Genomic DNA, 17,149 nt, shown 5'->3' with positions numbered 1-17,149 from the left:
CCTAAGCCGCTTGCTGGAATCCCGCGAACAGGGATTCCGGCGAACGAACGGGCTTAAAGGCGCTATCCACGAGCCATACGTAGGTGGCATTCGGTCCGCGAGAGATCTCGTGGACGGCACCAGCTAATTCTGCGGGGACAAGCGTGCGCACCCATCCTTCCGCCGTGGCGGGATCGACTAACTGCCCAAAGTTATCGGTGATCCGAATAGTAATGAGGTAGGCGGGGATGCGGCTTTCACCGAACCCGCGGATCCTCGCCTTCACTCGTGCTCCCACGCGGTGGCGGGTAATGCTCATGCTGTAGTCCGCGCCACCTGGCGTGGGTGGCAGCTGTTTTATGGGCGGACGCCACGTCGGGGTGGGGCGAGCCAAGGACCGTGGGTGGTGCATGATGGCGGAAATAGAGCTGACGGTCTCATAGTGGTGGTAGGCCAAGTCGGCGGCGATTTCCGTAGCCATGGCATTGGGTTGACTGGGTACTGTGTGCGAAAAGTTCTTATCTACGTTGTGCATGGCACTTACTCTAAACCGCAGGGCCGACATGAACTCGAACAATGCAAACGAATGTTCGAACAAGTAGCCTAAATAGCTTTCAGACCTTCAAAGGCATAAGGTTGCACGTGCTATGAAGAGTGCTAATGCCGAACCGGCGCCCTACGAAAAGCCCAAGGTGCCGCGGGAAATCTGGGTAATGGTGACGGCGGCGTTCATTATCGCCTTAGGTTATGGCCTTATCGCCCCGCTTTTGCCGCAGTTCGTGGTCAGTTTCGATGTATCGATGGCCGCCGCAGGTCTCGTGGTCTCCATCTTCGCCGCCTCCCGGCTGATCTTCGCGCCCGTGTCCGGTTCGTTGGTGGACCGCGTCGGCTCGCGCCGCGTCTACTTGGTGGGCCTGATGACCGTGGCCGTGACCACGGGCCTGGTTGCTATTGCCCAGGAGTATTGGCACATCGTGGTGCTGCGCGCATTGGCGGGGCTGGGCTCGACCATGTTTACCGTCTCCGCGATGGGCCTTATCGTGCGCCTGTCTCCACCGTCGATTCGCGGTAAGTGCTCCGCCACCTATGCCACGGCATTCCTGCTGGGCAATGTCGCCGGCCCAGTGCTCGGCGCCAGCCTGTCCTTCTTGGGTTTTCGCTGGCCATTTTTCATTTACGGCATCGGCGTGATGCTTGCTGCGTTCGTTGTCTGGTGGCAGATGCCGCGGGTCAACCACTCCCAAACCACCACCTCGGACCTGCCTCCCATGCGCCTGCAGGAGGCCTGGGGTGATACCGCATTCCGTGCTGTGCTGACCTCCAACTTTGCCCACGGTTGGATCAATATGGGCGTGCGGGTGTCCGTCCTGCCGCTTTTCGCCGCTGCCATTTTCCATAATGGCGCCGCAGCCTCGGGCCTAGCTCTCGCGGCCTTCGCCGCAGGCAATGCGATTATTCTCCAGTTCTCCGGCCGGTGGTCTGATCTCCACGGCCGCAAACCGCTGATCCTTATTGGCTTGGTGGGCTCCGCCATCTTCATGGTGCTCATGGGGCTGGCCACCAGCGTGTGGTTCCTCTTGCTCGTATCCGCGCTTGCGGGTGCAGCATCGGGCCTTATCAATCCTTCCCAGACCGCCGCGGTGGCAGACATCGTGGGCAACGAGCGCTCCGGCGGCAAGGTATTGTCCGCCTTCCAGATGTCAGGAGACTTCGGCCAGATCGTGGGCCCCATGCTCATCGGGCTGCTTGCCGATGTTTATGGCTTCCCCACAGCCTTCACGGTCTGCGGTGCCATTGCCATCTTCGGCATCATCGCCTGGCTCTTCGGCCGCGAGCCCCGCCAGGAGTCCACGGTGGAAGTAGAGCGCATGCCGAAAAGTAGTTGACGGCAACCGTTCAATGTCGAGGCATCCTGCCCTGGGAGGTGGAGAGTTTACGGAAAATTGGCGCGTACCTCGAAGATTACGGGCAACAAGGCTAGAAGAGCCCGGCAACCTGGGACACGCACAGGTAGACAAAGGCTGCCGAAATGATGCCCATCAAGGTGTTGATGAACCAACCATTGCGCCATTCCTTCGGGGTGTGCTTGGTATTAAGCAGTACCAAGAGCGTAAGACCCAGGAACGGCATGAAGAATGCGCCCAGAACGCCGTAGCCAATGATCAATCCGGTGGGTTTGCCCAGCAGTAGGAGAAGCATTGGTGGGAAGGTCAACCAGATGAGGTAAGCGCGGTAGTACTTACCGCCCGTGCTAGTGCTGGGGTGGCCCTGTGGAAGGTTCTTCAGGTGGCCCACGTAGTCCGCAAACATGAGAGACACACCGTTCCACACGCCTAAGCAGGAAGAGAATGCGGCAGAGAAGAATCCGACGATGAACCACTTAGAAATAAAGGTTCCGTAGCGGGCCTCCAGCACGTCCGCCATGTCCACCAAGCCCTGGTCATTATCGGAGACAGCGACATTAGCGCTGTACAAAAGCTCGGCACCAAGGACAAGCGTAGCCAGGACGAAAATACCGGTGACGGCATAGGCCACCGAGTTATCCATGCGCATGACCTTCATCCACTTGGGCGTGAACCATTTCTTTTCTCGCAGCCAGTAGCCATAGGCAGCAAGGGTAATCGTGCCGCCGACACCACCGGCGATGGAGAGCACGTAGACGAAAGAACCATCCGGGATGGTGGGGACAAGGCCGCGCAGAATCTCTGGAAAATTAGGCGCGGTAATTGCGGCGATGCCCACCACAGTGACAAACATGATGCCAACCAAGACGGCGGCCAGTTTTTCAAAGAGTTGGTATTGCCCCAGCCACGTGAGGATAAAACACAACACGCCGGTCAGGATGGCCCACATGGTCAAGTTCGTGCCGGGAAAGAGTGCGCTTAATGCCAAGCCGGTACCGGACATGGCGGCGGCGCCATAGACCAAGCCCCAGATGACAATGTAGGGCGCGAAGTACCACGAGGTCCAGCGTCCTAGCTCCCGCCAGCCGTGGAACATGGTGTTTCCGGTGGCCAAGCTGTAGCGGCCGACGCCTTCCACCAGCACGATTTTCATAATCGTACCGACGATGACGGCCCATAACAGTGCGTAACCGTAGCGCTGGCCGGCAATCATGGTTGCTACTAGGTCAGCGGCACCGACGCCGGTGGCCGCGGCGACCAAACCCGGACCAACGAGGGTCCATTTCACCTTTGCTTGTGGCTCAGAATCGTGTGTCTGTTGGCCTGCGGCGGAAGTTGCGCCGGTGTGGTTACCTGATTGGCTCATGACACTTCCTTAAGTGGTTGTGGTGTGAATCACTTAAAGGGAATGTATCACTTTCGTGAGTAAATCGCTCCTTGAGTTAACTAATTACTAACCTCCTGGACAATGCCTGGTTGAGCGCCGGGAGCGACTGGAGTGAAAAGCTTGAGGTTGAAGACGACTCTATCCTCAGTGTTCTGCTGATTCTCTTGTGTCTTGAGCTGTGGTGGAGGGTACCGACTGATATTAAAACCAAGATTTACGGTCAAATTATGTAATTCCGTCTATCTCATATTGAAATTTGATTAAACAAACTTTATCAAGGCAGAGGTAATTCAAAATTCAGCAGTATCGGCTATGTACTCGATGCTATTCAGCTATTTAAATGGGATTTGGGGTGCTGCGACGATTGGGTCCGATTCACGGGCTTTTCGCCAGTTGACTCCATCGATGGTCACAAACTTTTCATCTTCATCTGGTTGCAGAGGAAAAAGTCGAACAGACAGGGATTCTCCTTCACCTGGAATAGGGAGTTGAAGCGCATCGGCAATTTCGCGATGAGCGTTGTAATCGCCCAAAATAACGATCCCTTCGGGCTGAAGTGCTGAGCGTGAACCTCCGTTGTAGCGTATCCGCTTCATATAGTCTTTCTGCTGCGCGACGGTCGCTACGATGCCGCGTGGGATTCTCATTTCCTGGGCTGTTCGAAATAATTCGTTCAAGCGTGCGGCGCCCGATTTGAGCGAAAGTATTCTGTCTTTGTCGTCCGGATCTAGTTGCAGAAGGGTATTCGGGGGAAATGGTTCATCAAAGTGCAGCCAGGTAATGTATTTCCTGCCCGCAGCTGAAACTGTCCGTTTTCCATCACGGTTTCCACCTTTGTTGAGTACAGAGTTATCAAACTTGATAAAGCCAACTCGGAAGCGGGAAGTTGCGTCGTCTGCGTGGCAAAGCATGCCATGATGCCCGAGTGCTTCACTAGGTATCATCCAGCCAAAACGAGACTTCGAATATTTACAATCTACTTCGTAGTCTTTGATTTCGAAGTCCATTACTTCGCCGTCATTGATTATGTCGTCAAACTCGCGTCGAATATTGATTTCTACGATTGACCCGAGATGGGCTGATTCAGTTTTGGAAAGCTGTTCAATCGAATAGCGTCCGGTGTGTTGGCCATCGTAGATTTGGTCGAAAGAATCTCGAAAAACTCTGGCGAGCCGTTTTCCATCGGGATCAACAGACTGAAATGCCTCGATGAAAAGGGGGATTGCATTTTCGGGATGGTGCGGAGTGGTCACAATACTTCCTAAGCCAAGGTTGGTTGCAATATTTGAGCTGGTTCGGCGGGCTGTTCCGATTTAGTTAGTGGGCGCTTACGCAATGCTTTTTTGATCTGTTCCCCTATAGCTTTGGCGACAGGGGGTGGGAATGCATTGCCAACTTGTCGCCATTGAGCAGTTTTCCCTCCTGCCCAGTTCCAGTCATCTGGGAATCCCTGGATCACGCCACCCATGCGGACTGTGAGGCGCGGTAATTCTTCTTCGTAGTTTAACGTGAAGTCCGAGGAAGGCGCTTCCTCCGCGATGGAAGTGCCCTTAACGCCGAGTGCCTTCCAAGCCTGCTTTGCCCGTGTGGGGCCTACGTCAGCGCCACCGTGTTTCTTGCTTCCGCCTACGAGAGTCGGTGCAACTGTGTTTGCGTTTGTAGCCCATTTCTCTGCACCTTTCCAGCCATTTTCGGCCATTAGATCTTTAAGAGCTTCTCCAACCGTTACTTGGTGAGGAATTTTGTTTGGCCACGCGAAAAACTCGGAGAACTCTTTCTTTAGAGCTACAAGGATGAAGCGAGGTCGTAGCTGCGGAACTCCGTAATCGGCAGCTTGGAGGAGCTCCCAGAATACCTGGTATCCCAACTCTTCAAGCTTGATAATTATATTTCGGCGGTAGTCAGCGAAGCGCTTTTGGCCGAGTCCTTTTACGTTTTCCAAAAGGACAGCAGGTGGGTCTATCTCATCGATCAGGCGCAGTGCCTCTGGGAAAAGATCACGGTCATCATCGGCCCCTAACTGTTTGCCGGCAATGGAAAATGGCGGGCAAGGAACTCCTCCGGCAAAGAGATCTATTTTATGACGCCATGGTTTGCCATCGAAGTCGTGAACATCCATTTCTAGAACGTTCCACTTTCCATGAGGTCCTGAATCTCCACGGTTGAGGCGTAGAGTCTGTGCAGCCCATTGGTCGACTTCGATGACAGCTTTGTGGGTGAATCCCGCAGTCTCTAGTCCTAGAGCTTGACCACCGGCCCCAGCACAAATTTCTAGTGAAGTTAGTTTGTTATAGGTCACTGGGAAATCCTTTCTAGAAATTTCGTGATGTGGACGCGCTGGGCTCAGAGGTTCAACTATTTTACCTTTAGGAGCATATGCAGAGTGTGGACAAATTGCTAAGCGTGTGTGGAATCTATGTTCGAAATGGTTGGAGGAATCTTGAGAAGTCCTAAATGGTTACGAGACGAGATTCTTCTTGTTGCTGAGGTGGGAATCAAACTTGGGTGGCCTTCGTCTTGTCCGGAGCGAGAACTGAGTCGTGTGACCGCACTCCTGGCTGGGGGATTAATGCACGGAGACGGAGCTGAACTTGGGCCAAAGTTTAGAAACGTAAATGGGGTCGGGCGAAAATACGCTGACCTAAATAGTGCCAGGCCTTCCTATATAGGAAAGCCCACTAACGGAGGTAAAGCTACGGCTGGAATTGCAGCCCTAGCGGAGGAGGACCCTCAACTTGTCACCTATTTAGCGGAGGATGTGCGGAGGATGCTAGCGACTAGATCTTATCGAAGAAAAGACTTGAGCTACCTACCTTTCGATTAGGGGTGAGTTTTTCCACGGCTGGAATATCCGCTGGCGCCCAGGTCAGCTCCATTGCTTCTGCGGGGGTAACCCACCTGGTTGCGTCATGATCGCTCAGGCGAAGCTCGCCGCTGATGAGCGTGCAATAAAAGGTGGTTAGTTCGATGGTGGCAAAGTCGTACTCGTAGGTGGTTGTCGTGAGCTTGGTGCCTACGTGCGCGATGAGGTTGAGTTCCTCGCGAATTTCGCGAGCTAAAGCCTGTTCGGGTGTCTCGCCCGGTTCGATTTTTCCGCCTGGAAATTCCCAATGTCCTTCTAGGGGTTTTCCGGGCTTCTTGCGGCAGGCGAGGAATCGGTTGCCATCGTGAAAGACGGCACCGACGACGCGGATGGGGTTAGACATAGTTCCATTGTGCCTTGAGCTAGGAAACGCTAGACAATAACGTGTTATTTAGATAACGTAATCGCAATGTTCGCGTCAGGCTGTCGCGCGGGCTTGATCATCATGCAAGCTTGAGGGGCGGTCTATCGTGACTTCTACTGATTCAGTTAATTCCTCCATCCAGAGCCATGACGGGGAAGTCCCGCGGCCTGAGGGACGGTGGAAACTCTTTGTTTATAGCGCCATTGGCGCGTTCGTGTTCTTCTTTCCTGTGACGTATAAGGAAAAGAACTCCATTCCTTTGGACCACATGGTCACCATCGTGCGCGATAGCATTCCGGCGGTGGTGCCGTGGCTTATTTTTGCGCTCGCAGTGTATGGAACGGTGCGTAGCTTTAGTACGGGGGCGTTTAAGGAAAGCGCGCTGCAGGCGGTCTTTGCGGTCCTCAATATCGCCGGTGCCATCATTTCCTTCCTCATGGTTATTGACGCGCTGCCGTGGGTATTAGGTGATGAAGATTTGGTTCCCTTCTTGTGGAACTCCATTGCCACGCCGGTGGGGCTTATCGTGCCCATCGGCGGTACCTTCCTGGCATTTCTCATTGGCTTTGGGCTCTTGGAATTTGTCGGGGTGCTGATGCAACCCATCATGCGCCCGCTGTGGAAGACGCCGGGGCGCTCCGCCATCGATGCGGTGGCATCCTTTGTCGGTTCGTATTCGCTGGGCATTTTGGTCACGGACCGCGTCTATCAAAAGGGCGGTTATACCGGCAGAGAGGCTGCCGTTATTGCCACGGGATTCTCCACGGTATCGGCGGCGTTTATGGTTATCGTGGCTAAGCAGCTGGATTTGATGAATATCTGGGGCACGTACTTCGCCGTCACGCTGCTGGTGACGTTCCTGGTTACGGCCATTACCGTGCGCCTCCCGCCGCTGCGGACGATTCCGGATGAATACTGCGAGGATGCAGAGCCAGACCCGGAAAAGCCGGTGGAAGGATCGCGCTTTAAGAATGCGTGGCGCGAGGCGATGCTGGCTCTGCAGCGTGCGCCGTCGCTGCCGCAGGCCATTTGGGATAACCTGCGCGATGGCGTGCGCATGGCCGCGGCCATCGTGCCGTCCATCATGTCGGTGGGACTTATTGGCTTGCTGCTTGCGCGGTTTACCCCGATTTTTGAATGGATTGGGTACCTGTTTTATCCCTTTGCCTGGATAGTGCAGCTGCCGGAGTCGGCGCTTGGCGGCAAAGCCGCGGCGATGGGCATTGCGGAGATGTTTCTACCCGCCACAGCGGTGGCAGGCAGTGACTCCATGGTGCTGAAATTCGTCATCGGGGTCGTGGCGGTCTCTGCCATCATCTTCTTCTCCGCCTTGGTGCCGTGCATTCTGGCCACCAAGATTCCGGTGAAGCTATCCCACCTGGTCATCATCTGGTTTGAGCGCGTCGCGCTCACCATCGTGATTGCGACCCCGATTGCGCACCTGCTGTTTTGAGTTTTATTGCCCGCTTACCGCAGTGAGGTGAGCATTAACGATGTCATCGATAAGCCGCGCCGCCGCCTTGGCGGTGTGGTTGTCTATGTCGAAGGTGGGGTTGAGCTCGACGACATCGACAAGCGCGAGCTTGCCCGTCGCGGCGATGGCGACCGCCAGGGCGCGGATGCGCTCGTAGGCAACGCCGAGGCTGGCCGGGGCGGATACGCCCGGTGCGGTGGAGGCGGGAAGGACATCCAGGTCGATGGAGAGGTGGACCTTGTCCGCGGCGGTGGTGGCCTGGGTGGCGAGCGCGCCGCATTCGGCCGGGGTGAGGTTTAGCAGCTCCTCATCCAGGGTGTAGTTGACGCCGAGCTTTTCGGCATCGTTGAAGAGCACCGCGGTGTTATTGGGGCGGGAGATGCCGAAGACGGTGTAGTCAAAGTCATCGGTGAGCTGGGAAATCTGGGTAAAGGGCGTGCCCGAGGTGGCGTGGTCTGCGTGGCGAAGATCGAAGTGGGCGTCCAAGTTGATGATGGGGGTCGCACCGCGCGCGCGGAACAGGCCGCGGTGGGAGCCGAAGGCGGTTTCGTGCCCGCCGCCCAAGATGATGGGCAGGGTAGTGCTGCGGACGAGTTCTTCGACCTTGTCAGATAGCGCCTCATGGGCGCCGTCGAGATCGTCGGCTTGGGTGGTGATGGTTCCGGCATCGGCAAGCGCATGGCCGTGGTGGACCGCCAGGGAGCCAAGGGCTGTGCGCAGGGCGGCGGGGCCGGCGGCGGCACCTTGGCGGCCGCCGTTGCGCAGCACGCCCTCATCAGAGGCAAAGCCCAGCAGGGTCACGGGCGCGGATTCGGCCTGGTTGATAACGCTATGCCAGCGCGCGTGCTCGGGGCCGGGGCCATCGGAGCGGCCGGACCACTCGGGGGCGGGAGTAAAAAGTGGGGCTGATTCGGTATTCATAGTGCCGATACTAGAAGCGTGCGGTGAATTTGTCTGGCAGTAGCGGAATATAATTGGGCGCTGTGAGTGCTAACCGAGTCCCCGCCGCGCGCCATGCCCTGGACATCCTCAAGCTGCTATCGACTATCGATGTCCCGATTTCCGCCGCCCGCATCCAAGGCGAGCTCGGCCTGCCGCGCTCGACCACGTACCACCTGCTCGCGGAAATGGTCGATGCCGGGTTCGTTGCCCACCTGCCGGAGCACAAGACCTACGGCCTGGGGCTGGCCGCGTACTCGATGGCCTCTGCGTATGTAACCCAGCAGCCGCTGGTGCGCATGGCTACGCGCGATCTGGAGGAATGCGCACGGCTCGTTGGCGGATCCGGCCACCTTTCGCGCATGGCGGGCTCGGAGATTTTATACCTGCAGGAAGTCCGCGCGCCGGGCGCTACCTCGTTGGTTACGGAGGTGGGAGTGCGCCTGCAGGCGCATAAGACGGCATCGGGCAGGGTGATGCTGGCACACCTGCCGGAATGGGAGGTCAAGGCCGCATTTGATACCGCGGGCGGGGAAAATTTTGGTCTCCTTAAAAAGCAGCTGGACCGGGCCCGTGCGCGCGGATGGGACCAAGAGATAGAAGAAATCTCGCGGGGACAGGCCTCGGTGGCGGTGCCCATCCTGGACCACCTGGAGCGGCCCGCGGCGGCCATTGCGGTGACCTATCCCGTGTCCACGCCGGGCGATGGGGTGGAGGCGCTCATTGCGGCGCTGGGCCAGGCCGCGGAGAAAGTCGCGGGGAAAATGTATCGCCAGCGCGAAAAGTGAGGTAGCATGCGGGCTAGCGCGTTAGGCTGTGACGTGAGCTATATTTTGCTGCCCTAAAGACAATAGGAGTCATCATGCCTAATGCATACCCATCTACCGTTACCGTCGGCGTCGGAGCGCTGACCATTGAGGAAGTCGTGGCCGTTGCCCGCTACGGCGCCACGGTAGAAATCTCCGCCGAGGCCCTGGACGAGGTCGCCTCCACGCGTGACCGGGTCGAAGAACTGGCCCAAGACCCCACGCCGGTCTATGGCATCTCCACCGGTTTCGGCGCGCTTGCCCGCCGCCACATTCCAGAAAAAATGCGCGCGCAGCTGCAGCTATCCCTGGTGCGCTCCCACGCGGCCGGCACCGGCCCTGAGGTGGAAGAAGAAGTCATCCGCGCGCTCATGCTGCTGCGCCTATCCACCCTGTGCACCGGCCGTACCGGCGTGCGCCCCGTGGTGGTAGAAACCTACGCCAAGGCCCTTAACGCCGGCATCGTGCCGGTGGTGCGCGAATACGGTTCGCTGGGTTGCTCCGGCGACTTGGCCCCGCTGGCCTACTGCGCCCTAGCGCTCTTGGGCGAGGGCGAGGTGCGCGTGGGCGGTGAGCTCAAGGACGCCGGCGAGGCCCTTGCCGCCGCCGGCATCGAGCCGCTGGAGCTGCGGGAGAAGGAAGGCCTTGCCCTTATTAACGGCACCGATGGCATGCTGGGCCAGCTCTGCCTGGCCATTACTGACCTGCGCGCGGCCGCCAAGACCGCCGATATCGCGACCGCCATGACGGTAGAAGGCCTGCTTGGCACCCTCGTGGTCTTTGCCGATGACCTGCAGCAGCTGCGCCCGCACCCAGGCCAGGCCGATTCTGCCGCCAATATCCGCCAGGTGGCGGACGGCTCCGAGATCCTCGCGGCAGCGCTGGAGGAGTTCAAGAAGAACCAGGTCCAGGACGCTTACTCCGTGCGTTGCGCGCCGCAGGTAGCCGGCGGTTTCCGCGATACCTTGGCGCATACCGCGCAGGTAGCTGAGCGCGAGCTCGCCGCCGCCGTGGATAACCCAGTGGTGGCCAAGGACGGCCGCGTGGTCTCTAACGGCAACTTCCACGGCGCGCCGGTGGCCTATGCGCTTGATTTCCTCTCCATCGTCACCGCGGACCTGGCGTCCATTTCTGAGCGCCGCACCGACCGCTTCCTGGATCCGGCCCGCAACCGCGGCTTGAACGCCTTTCTTGCCGATGACCCCGGTGTCGACTCCGGCCACATGATCGCCCAATACGCCCAGGCTGGCATCGTCAGCGAATTAAAGCGCCTGGCCACCCCGGCCTCGGCCGATTCCATTCCTTCCTCTGCCATGCAGGAAGACCACGTGTCCATGGGCTGGTCCGCCGCCCGCAAGCTGCGCAAGGCAGTCGATGGCCTGCAGCGCGTGCTGGCCGTGGAGCTCCTCACCGCGGCGCGCGCCATCGACATGCGCGAGGGAACGCCCGCTGGCGGCACCGGCGCGGTTATCGCCGCCCTGCGCGAGACCGTTCCTGGCCCCGGCACCGACCGCTACCTATCGCCGGAAATCGAGGAGACCGTGCGCTTGGTCAAGTCTGGCGCGCTGATCGATGCCGTCGAGGCCGCTACGAGCGAGCTGCGCTAACTGCCTCGGCCATTGCCACCTGGCCCGCGTGGGTGGGGTGCATGGGAAAGGAATCGGTATCCTGCCCCGTAAAGTCCACCCACGGCTCATCCGAGCAGGCGGAGTGCTGCGGGGCATCGTCAGGCAGCACGTAGGTGGCCCCGTTGCGTTCGGCAGCCTCGCGCACTGTTTGATTGATGCGCTGGATGGTATCTGCCAACCACTCCCGGTCTGCGGCCGGGATTTTTTCTATGAAGGGGCAAGTCTCGCCAGGATTGATGAGGGGTATATAGCCGGTGGCAATGACCTTCGCCTCAGGTGAGCGGTGGGCGATTTCCCCGTAGACCTTGTCTAGGCGTTGGGGCAGATCGTGCAGTTCCAGTTCTATCTGCGCCCCCGATTCGTCTTGGCAAATATCGTCCGTTGCGCATTGGGTCAGGCGCACAAAGCTGGCATCGTTGCCGCCGATGCTCAAGGAGACAAGGGACGTATCCGCGGCCAGTGCGTCCACCTGGGCGGGGTGCTCGCCCGCGGAGGATAAGACATCCAGCGTGCTCGCGCCCTGGCAGGCGACGTTGCGGAAAGAACTCGTGCTGATTTCCTGCGCGGCGAGTTCTGGATAGGAATCTTGTGCTCTGGCGCAGGAATCGGGCGGATCGAGCGGGAGTGTCGTCGAGCCCATTGCCGCGTAGGAATCCCCGAGGGCCACATAGTTTTCGGGGTCTTCTGGAACTTTCTCTGGCTGGTTGGAACATCCTGCAAGCAGGCAGGTGGCGGCGAGGGCGGGCAATACGTGGCGCATGAATGCCATCGTAGCCGCAGAGTCTGAAATGCCAGACAGTTGGTGACTAAGCAAGCTCTAAATACGTTGTGCATCACACTAAATTGATATCTGTGACGCTCGCCAAGCCCCCGGGAGACAGCCCCGGGAAACCGGCCTTGGGGTAGGGCACGGCGTCGATAAGCACGAGCGAAAGGAAGCCATGTCTGAACCACGCGAAGTCCGCGCACCCCGCGGCACCGAACTCAACGCAAAATCCTGGCAAACTGAAGCGCCATTGCGCATGCTGATGAATAACCTCGACCCAGAGGTGGCAGAGCGCCCCGAGGACCTCGTGGTCTACGGCGGCACCGGCCGCGCAGCCCGCAGCTGGGAGGCATTCGATGCCATTGTGGAATCGCTGAAGGACCTGGAAAGCGATGAAACCCTCCTCGTCCAATCCGGCAAGCCGGTGGGCATCTGGAAGACCAATGAATGGGCACCGCGCGTGCTCATCGCCAACTCCAACCTCGTGGGCGACTGGGCTAACTGGGAGCACTTCCGCAAGCTCGAGGACGAGGGCCTGATGATGTACGGCCAGATGACGGCCGGTTCCTGGATCTACATCGCCACCCAGGGCATCCTGCAGGGCACCTACGAGACCTTCGCGGCCGTGGCCAAGAAGCGCTTCGAGGACAGCCTGGCCGGCACCCTGACCCTGACCGGTGGATGTGGCGGCATGGGCGGTGCCCAACCGCTCGCCGTGACGCTCAACGGGGGAGCAGTACTCATCGTGGACGTGGATGAGCACCGCCTGCGGCGCCGCCAGCACAAGCGTTACCTCGATGAAGTGGTCACCGATTTGGACGAGGCCTTGCGCTTGGTCCTCGATGCCAAGGAAAACAAGAAGGCCCTCTCCGTCGGCCTCGTGGGCAACGCCGCCGAGGTCTTCCCAGAGGTGCTGCGCCGCCAGCGCGCCGGGGAGTTCAAGGTAGACATCGTCACCGACCAGACCTCCGCGCACGACCCACTGTCCTACCTGCCCACCGAAATCACCGTGGATGACTGGCAGTCTGAGGCCAAGGCCGATCCCACGACCTTTACCAAAAAGGCTCGCGAATCCATAGCCGCACAGGTCCAGGCGATGGTGGAATTCCAGGACGAGGGTGCCGAGGTCTTTGACTACGGCAACTCCATCCGCGATGAGGCCCGCCACGCCGGCTACCAGCGCGCATTCGAGTTCCCAGGTTTTGTTCCCGCCTATATCCGCCCGCTCTTCTGCGAGGGAATGGGCCCATTCCGCTGGGCAGCGCTGTCTGGCGACCCAGAAGACATCAAGGTCACCGACCAAGCCCTAAAGGAGCTCTTCCCTGAAAACGAGCACCTGCACAACTGGCTGGACGCCGCCGAGGAGTACGTCGAGTTCGAGGGCCTGCCCGCCCGCATTTGCTGGCTCGGCTACAACGAGCGCCACAAGGCCGGCCTGCTTTTCAATGACCTCGTGCGCGAAGGCAAGATTAAGGCCCCCATCGTCATCGGCCGCGACCACCTCGATTCCGGCTCGGTTGCCTCCCCGTACCGCGAGACCGAAGCCATGCTCGACGGCACCGACGCCGTCGCTGACTGGCCGCTGCTCAACGCCATGACCGCCGTATCTTCCGGCGCTACCTGGGTCTCCCTCCACCACGGCGGCGGAGTGGGCATGGGCCGCTCCATCCACGCAGGTCAGGTCACGGTTGCCGATGGCACCGATCTCGCCGCCGCCAAACTGCGCGCCGTGCTGACCAATGACCCAGGCATGGGCGTTATCCGCCACGTCGATGCCGGGTACTCTCGTGCAGAGGAAGTAGCCAAAGAACGCGGCGTTCGCGTACCCATGGAATTTAAGGCAAGGGATTAAATGAGCACACTTTTTACCGGAATTTCAGAGCTCCGCACGGTCAGCGAGCACGGCACGCTTAACGATGCCGCCCTTATCGCCGACCACGGCACCATCGCCTGGATTGGCCCCGCCTCTCAGGCACCTGCCGCCGATGACCAGGTGGACTTGGGCGGGCGCGCCGTCCTTCCTGGTTGGGTGGATTCGCACACCCACATGGTCTTCGACGGTGACCGCTCCGCCGAGTTCGAGGCCCGCATGTCCGGCGGTTCCTACGAGGCAGGTGGCATCGCGGTGACCATGGACGCCACCAGGGAGGCGGGGGCGGACCGCTTGGATAAGCTCGTCGCCGAGCGCGTGGCCGCCGGCCGCCGCGGTGGCACCACCACCTTCGAGACCAAGACTGGCTATGGCCTCAACACGGAATCTGAAGTGGAAGCCGCCCGCATAGCATCCCAGCACGTCGATGACGTGACTTTCCTGGGCGCCCACCTCGTTCCACCGGGAGCGGATGCGGAAGACTACCTCGATGAGGTCGTCGGCCCGATGCTGGACGGCGTTGCCGAATACGTCCAGTGGATCGACGTCTTCTGCGAGCGCGGCGCGTTCAATGAAGAGCAGTCGCGCCGGGTTTTAGAAGCCGGTAAAAAGTTGGGCCTTGGCCTGCGCGTGCACGGCAACCAGCTTGGCGAGGGCCCGGGTGTCAGCCTCGCGGTCGATCTCGGCGCCGCCTCGGTTGATCACGTGAACTACCTGAGCGATAGTGACATCGAAAAGCTCGCAGCATCTGAGACCGTGGCCACCATGCTCCCAGCCTGCGATCTTTCCACGCGCGAGCCCCTGGCGCCTGGCCGTGCGCTTCTCGATGCCGGCGCCACCCTCGCCATCGCCTCCAACCTCAACCCAGGTACCTCCTATACTTCGTCGATGAACTACTGCGTGACCACGGCCGTCCTGCAGCAGCACCTATCCGTCGACGAGGCCATCCATGCCGCCACTACCGGCGGTGCCACGGCGCTGCGCCGCCATAATGTGGGCAACGGCCTTGATCCGAAGGGCCGCCCCGCGAAGGGAACCCTGGTGGAGGGCGCTGCCGCTGACCTGCACGTGCTCGATGCTCCTAGCGCGGTGCACTTGGCCTACCGGCCGGGTATGCCGCTGAGCTATCGCACGTTCGTGGCGGGGGTATAGCGAGGAATGGAGTTTGCCGCCGGTATCGCGTAGGGTTGGACGAGCAATGAGCATTACCGATAACGCCACCGGCGGCGTAAACGAGCCGGAAGATTTTAATAAGTCGGAATCTCAGGACAACTCGCAAGGTGTCAACCAGGACACCAGGGCTGCGAATACTTCTGAGGGCACCGGCGCTGAGTCCAAAGATTCGGCCAACGACAACTCCCAGGGGTTCGAGCACCTCGGCTTGCCAGATAAAATTCTGCAAGCCGTTGCGAAAGTAGGCTTCACCACGCCGTCCCCCATCCAAGCAGAAACCATCCCGATCCTGATGGAAGGCCGCGACGTCGTGGGCCTTGCACAGACCGGTACCGGCAAAACCGCAGCCTTCGCGCTGCCGGTCTTGTCCCAGCTTGACCCGCAGGCGCGCCACCCGCAGGCGCTCGTCCTTGCGCCTACCCGCGAGCTGGCCCTGCAGGTTGCAGACGCCTTCCAATCCTTCGCGGAAACCCTGAAGGGAATCGAGGTTCTTCCCATCTACGGTGGTCAGGCCTACGGCATCCAGCTGTCTGGCCTGCGTCGCGGCGCCCAGGTCATCGTGGGTACCCCGGGTCGCGTCATCGACCACCTGGAAAAGGGTTCGCTTGACCTGTCCCAGCTGCAGTTCCTCGTCCTCGATGAGGCCGATGAAATGCTGAACATGGGCTTCCAGGAAGACGTCGAGCGCATCCTGGAAAGTACCCCGGACCGCAAGCAGGTGGCGCTTTTCTCCGCCACCATGCCTAATGCCATCCGCCGCCTGTCCAAGCAGTACCTGCACAACCCGGCGGAAGTAACCGTTAAGTCGGAGCGCCGCACCAACGACAACATTAAGCAGCGTTTCCTGCTGATTCCGCACCGCGCAAAGATGGATGCCTTCACCCGCATCCTCGAAGTCATTACCTATGACGCCATCATCGTCTTCTGCCGTACCAAGCACGAGACCGAAGAGGTGGCCGAGGCCCTGCGCGATCGCGGCTACAGCGCCGCTGCCATTAACGGCGACATCGCCCAGGCGCAGCGCGAGCGCACCGTCGACCAGCTCAAGGATGGCCGCCTGGACATCCTCGTCGCTACCGACGTCGCCGCGCGTGGCCTTGACGTCGAGCGCATCACCCACGTGGTGAACTTCGATATCCCGAACGATACCGAGTCCTACGTGCACCGCATCGGCCGTACTGGCCGTGCCGGCCGCTCCGGCGAGGCAATCTTGTTCGTCACCCCGCGCGAGCGCCGCATGCTGCGCTCCATCGAACGCGTGACCAATGCTCGCCTCGAAGAGATGGACCTGCCGTCCGTCGATGAGGTCAATGAGAAGCGTAAGGAAAAGTTTGCGCAGGCCATTACCCAGTCCATGGACAACAAGCAGGCCGATTTCTTCCGCAACTTGGTACGCAAGTACTCGGAAGACAACGACGTTGCCATGGACGACATCGCGGCTGCGTTGGCCGTCATGCATCAGGGTGGCAAGAACTTCCTATTGGAAGACAAGCCTTTGCCCAAGCCAAAGAAAGACCGCCGCGATCGCGATGACCGCAAGCGCGACCGTGACTTCAAGGGTGGCGGCAAGAACCGCGGCGGTTCCAAGCGGCCGGATGGTGACTTTGAGACGTACCGGTTGGACGTCGGCAAGCGCCAGAATGTCCGCCCTGGTGCCATCGTCGGTGCTATCGCCAACGAAGGTGGCCTGTCTGCCAAGGACTTCGGGCGCATCACCATTGCGGTGGGGCACACGCTCGTGGATCTGCCGAAGAACATGGACCCGGCTGTGCTTGACCGCCTGAAGGATACCCGGATTTCTGGGCAGCTCATCAAGATTCAGAAGGATACCGGTCGCCCGCCTCGCCGTGATGGCGGCGGCGGTGGCCGCAAGCACGGTGGTCGCTTCCGCGACTAATTAAACCTCCAAAGGGCCTCTTTTTAGAGGCCCTTTTTTCATGCCCTGTGACCTGTGCTTTTACTATAAACGGGGGTAGTGTGTCAGGGTGGTCTTGTA

The 17,149-nt window shown here is 59.6% G+C and carries 14 protein-coding genes; 7 read left to right on the top strand and 7 right to left on the bottom strand.

Annotation, left to right across the window (positions count from 1 at the left end):
• Position 1: 1 nt before the first annotated feature.
• Entirely contained in the window at positions 2-514 is a 513-nt protein-coding gene (locus ABRP66_RS02470) for a hypothetical protein (RefSeq protein WP_284782517.1), read from the bottom strand.
• A 112-nt stretch (positions 515-626) separates the two neighbouring features.
• Between ABRP66_RS02470 and ABRP66_RS02465 the strand changes: the two genes are divergently transcribed.
• The gene (locus ABRP66_RS02465; RefSeq protein WP_284850464.1) at positions 627-1,865 is read left to right on the top strand and encodes an MFS transporter; all 1,239 of its coding nucleotides are present in this window, start codon (positions 627-629) and stop codon (positions 1,863-1,865) included.
• A 91-nt stretch (positions 1,866-1,956) separates the two neighbouring features.
• Here ABRP66_RS02465 and ABRP66_RS02460 read toward each other — a convergent pair whose 3' ends face one another.
• The 4 genes from ABRP66_RS02460 to ABRP66_RS02445 form a co-directional block, all read right to left on the bottom strand.
• The gene (locus ABRP66_RS02460) at positions 1,957-3,249 is read right to left on the bottom strand and encodes an Nramp family divalent metal transporter (protein WP_284850465.1); all 1,293 of its coding nucleotides are present in this window, start codon (positions 3,247-3,249) and stop codon (positions 1,957-1,959) included.
• A 353-nt stretch (positions 3,250-3,602) separates the two neighbouring features.
• Positions 3,603-4,523 carry a NaeI family type II restriction endonuclease gene (locus ABRP66_RS02455; RefSeq protein WP_284850466.1) on the bottom strand — a complete coding sequence of 307 codons (921 nt, stop codon included), beginning with the start codon at positions 4,521-4,523 and terminating at the stop codon, positions 3,603-3,605.
• An 8-nt stretch (positions 4,524-4,531) separates the two neighbouring features.
• Entirely contained in the window at positions 4,532-5,569 is a 1,038-nt protein-coding gene (locus ABRP66_RS02450) for a DNA cytosine methyltransferase (protein WP_284852170.1), read from the bottom strand.
• A gap of 478 nt (positions 5,570-6,047) precedes the next feature.
• The gene (locus ABRP66_RS02445; protein ID WP_284850468.1) at positions 6,048-6,476 is read right to left on the bottom strand and encodes a (deoxy)nucleoside triphosphate pyrophosphohydrolase; all 429 of its coding nucleotides are present in this window, start codon (positions 6,474-6,476) and stop codon (positions 6,048-6,050) included.
• 127 nt (positions 6,477-6,603) lie between these two features.
• Between ABRP66_RS02445 and ABRP66_RS02440 the strand changes: the two genes are divergently transcribed.
• Complete coding sequence (locus ABRP66_RS02440) at positions 6,604-7,950, top strand: YjiH family protein (RefSeq protein WP_284782524.1); 1,347 nt, start codon at positions 6,604-6,606, stop codon at positions 7,948-7,950.
• A gap of 3 nt (positions 7,951-7,953) precedes the next feature.
• Here the strand turns inward: ABRP66_RS02440 and hutG are convergent, their stop codons facing one another.
• On the bottom strand, positions 7,954-8,892 hold the full coding sequence (gene hutG, locus ABRP66_RS02435; RefSeq protein ID WP_284782525.1) for a formimidoylglutamase: 939 nt from the start codon (positions 8,890-8,892) through the stop codon (positions 7,954-7,956).
• A 62-nt stretch (positions 8,893-8,954) separates the two neighbouring features.
• On the opposite strand from hutG, the gene ABRP66_RS02430 reads away from it, so the two are divergent.
• Both ABRP66_RS02430 and hutH read left to right on the top strand, forming a co-directional pair.
• Positions 8,955-9,698, top strand: coding sequence for an IclR family transcriptional regulator (locus ABRP66_RS02430; RefSeq protein ID WP_284782527.1), 744 nt, complete (start codon positions 8,955-8,957; stop codon positions 9,696-9,698).
• Positions 9,699-9,772: 74 nt separating this feature from the next.
• Positions 9,773-11,323 (top strand): histidine ammonia-lyase, encoded by a 1,551-nt coding sequence (gene hutH / locus ABRP66_RS02425; RefSeq protein ID WP_349838292.1) that lies wholly within the window; start codon positions 9,773-9,775, stop codon positions 11,321-11,323.
• Here hutH and ABRP66_RS02420 read toward each other — a convergent pair.
• Positions 11,304-12,104: an SGNH/GDSL hydrolase family protein gene (locus ABRP66_RS02420; protein ID WP_349838291.1), complete on the bottom strand. Its 801-nt coding sequence runs from the start codon at positions 12,102-12,104 to the stop codon at positions 11,304-11,306. The genes hutH and ABRP66_RS02420 overlap by 20 nt on opposite strands.
• 181 nt (positions 12,105-12,285) lie before the next feature.
• Here ABRP66_RS02420 and hutU point away from each other — a divergent pair, with 181 nt between their 5' ends.
• From hutU to ABRP66_RS02405, 3 genes are read left to right on the top strand one after another with little or no spacing between them, the layout of a single operon-like run.
• Positions 12,286-13,962, top strand: a complete 1,677-nt coding sequence (hutU, locus tag ABRP66_RS02415; RefSeq protein ID WP_349838290.1) for a urocanate hydratase — start codon at positions 12,286-12,288, stop codon at positions 13,960-13,962.
• On the top strand, positions 13,963-15,132 hold the full coding sequence (hutI, locus tag ABRP66_RS02410) for an imidazolonepropionase (protein WP_284782532.1): 1,170 nt from the start codon (positions 13,963-13,965) through the stop codon (positions 15,130-15,132). It begins immediately after the preceding gene.
• A gap of 46 nt (positions 15,133-15,178) precedes the next feature.
• Entirely contained in the window at positions 15,179-17,050 is a 1,872-nt protein-coding gene (locus ABRP66_RS02405) for a DEAD/DEAH box helicase (protein ID WP_023017755.1), read from the top strand.
• Positions 17,051-17,149: the final 99 nt, after the last annotated feature.

This window comes from Corynebacterium sp. KPL2680, from assembly GCF_040225675.1.
Classification (GTDB): Bacteria; Actinomycetota; Actinomycetes; order Mycobacteriales; family Mycobacteriaceae; genus Corynebacterium; species Corynebacterium rhinophilum.
Note: the sequence above shows the minus strand (reverse complement) of the source record. Positions and strands in the feature narration are given on the sequence as shown.

Excerpts from the sequence above, each read along its gene's own strand:
- ABRP66_RS02470 (WP_284782517.1), bottom strand. The coding sequence starts at position 514 with ATGCACAACGTAGATAAGAACTTTTCGCACACAGTACCCAGTCAACCC.
- ABRP66_RS02465 (WP_284850464.1), top strand. The coding sequence starts at position 627 with ATGAAGAGTGCTAATGCCGAACCGGCGCCCTACGAAAAGCCCAAGGTG.
- ABRP66_RS02460 (WP_284850465.1), bottom strand. The coding sequence starts at position 3,249 with ATGAGCCAATCAGGTAACCACACCGGCGCAACTTCCGCCGCAGGCCAA.
- ABRP66_RS02445 (WP_284850468.1), bottom strand. The coding sequence starts at position 6,476 with ATGTCTAACCCCATCCGCGTCGTCGGTGCCGTCTTTCACGATGGCAAC.
- hutG (WP_284782525.1), bottom strand. The coding sequence starts at position 8,892 with ATGAATACCGAATCAGCCCCACTTTTTACTCCCGCCCCCGAGTGGTCC.
- hutH (WP_349838292.1), top strand. The coding sequence starts at position 9,773 with ATGCCTAATGCATACCCATCTACCGTTACCGTCGGCGTCGGAGCGCTG.
- ABRP66_RS02420 (WP_349838291.1), bottom strand. The coding sequence starts at position 12,104 with ATGCGCCACGTATTGCCCGCCCTCGCCGCCACCTGCCTGCTTGCAGGA.
- hutU (WP_349838290.1), top strand. The coding sequence starts at position 12,286 with ATGTCTGAACCACGCGAAGTCCGCGCACCCCGCGGCACCGAACTCAAC.
- hutI (WP_284782532.1), top strand. The coding sequence starts at position 13,963 with ATGAGCACACTTTTTACCGGAATTTCAGAGCTCCGCACGGTCAGCGAG.
- ABRP66_RS02405 (WP_023017755.1), top strand. The coding sequence starts at position 15,179 with ATGAGCATTACCGATAACGCCACCGGCGGCGTAAACGAGCCGGAAGAT.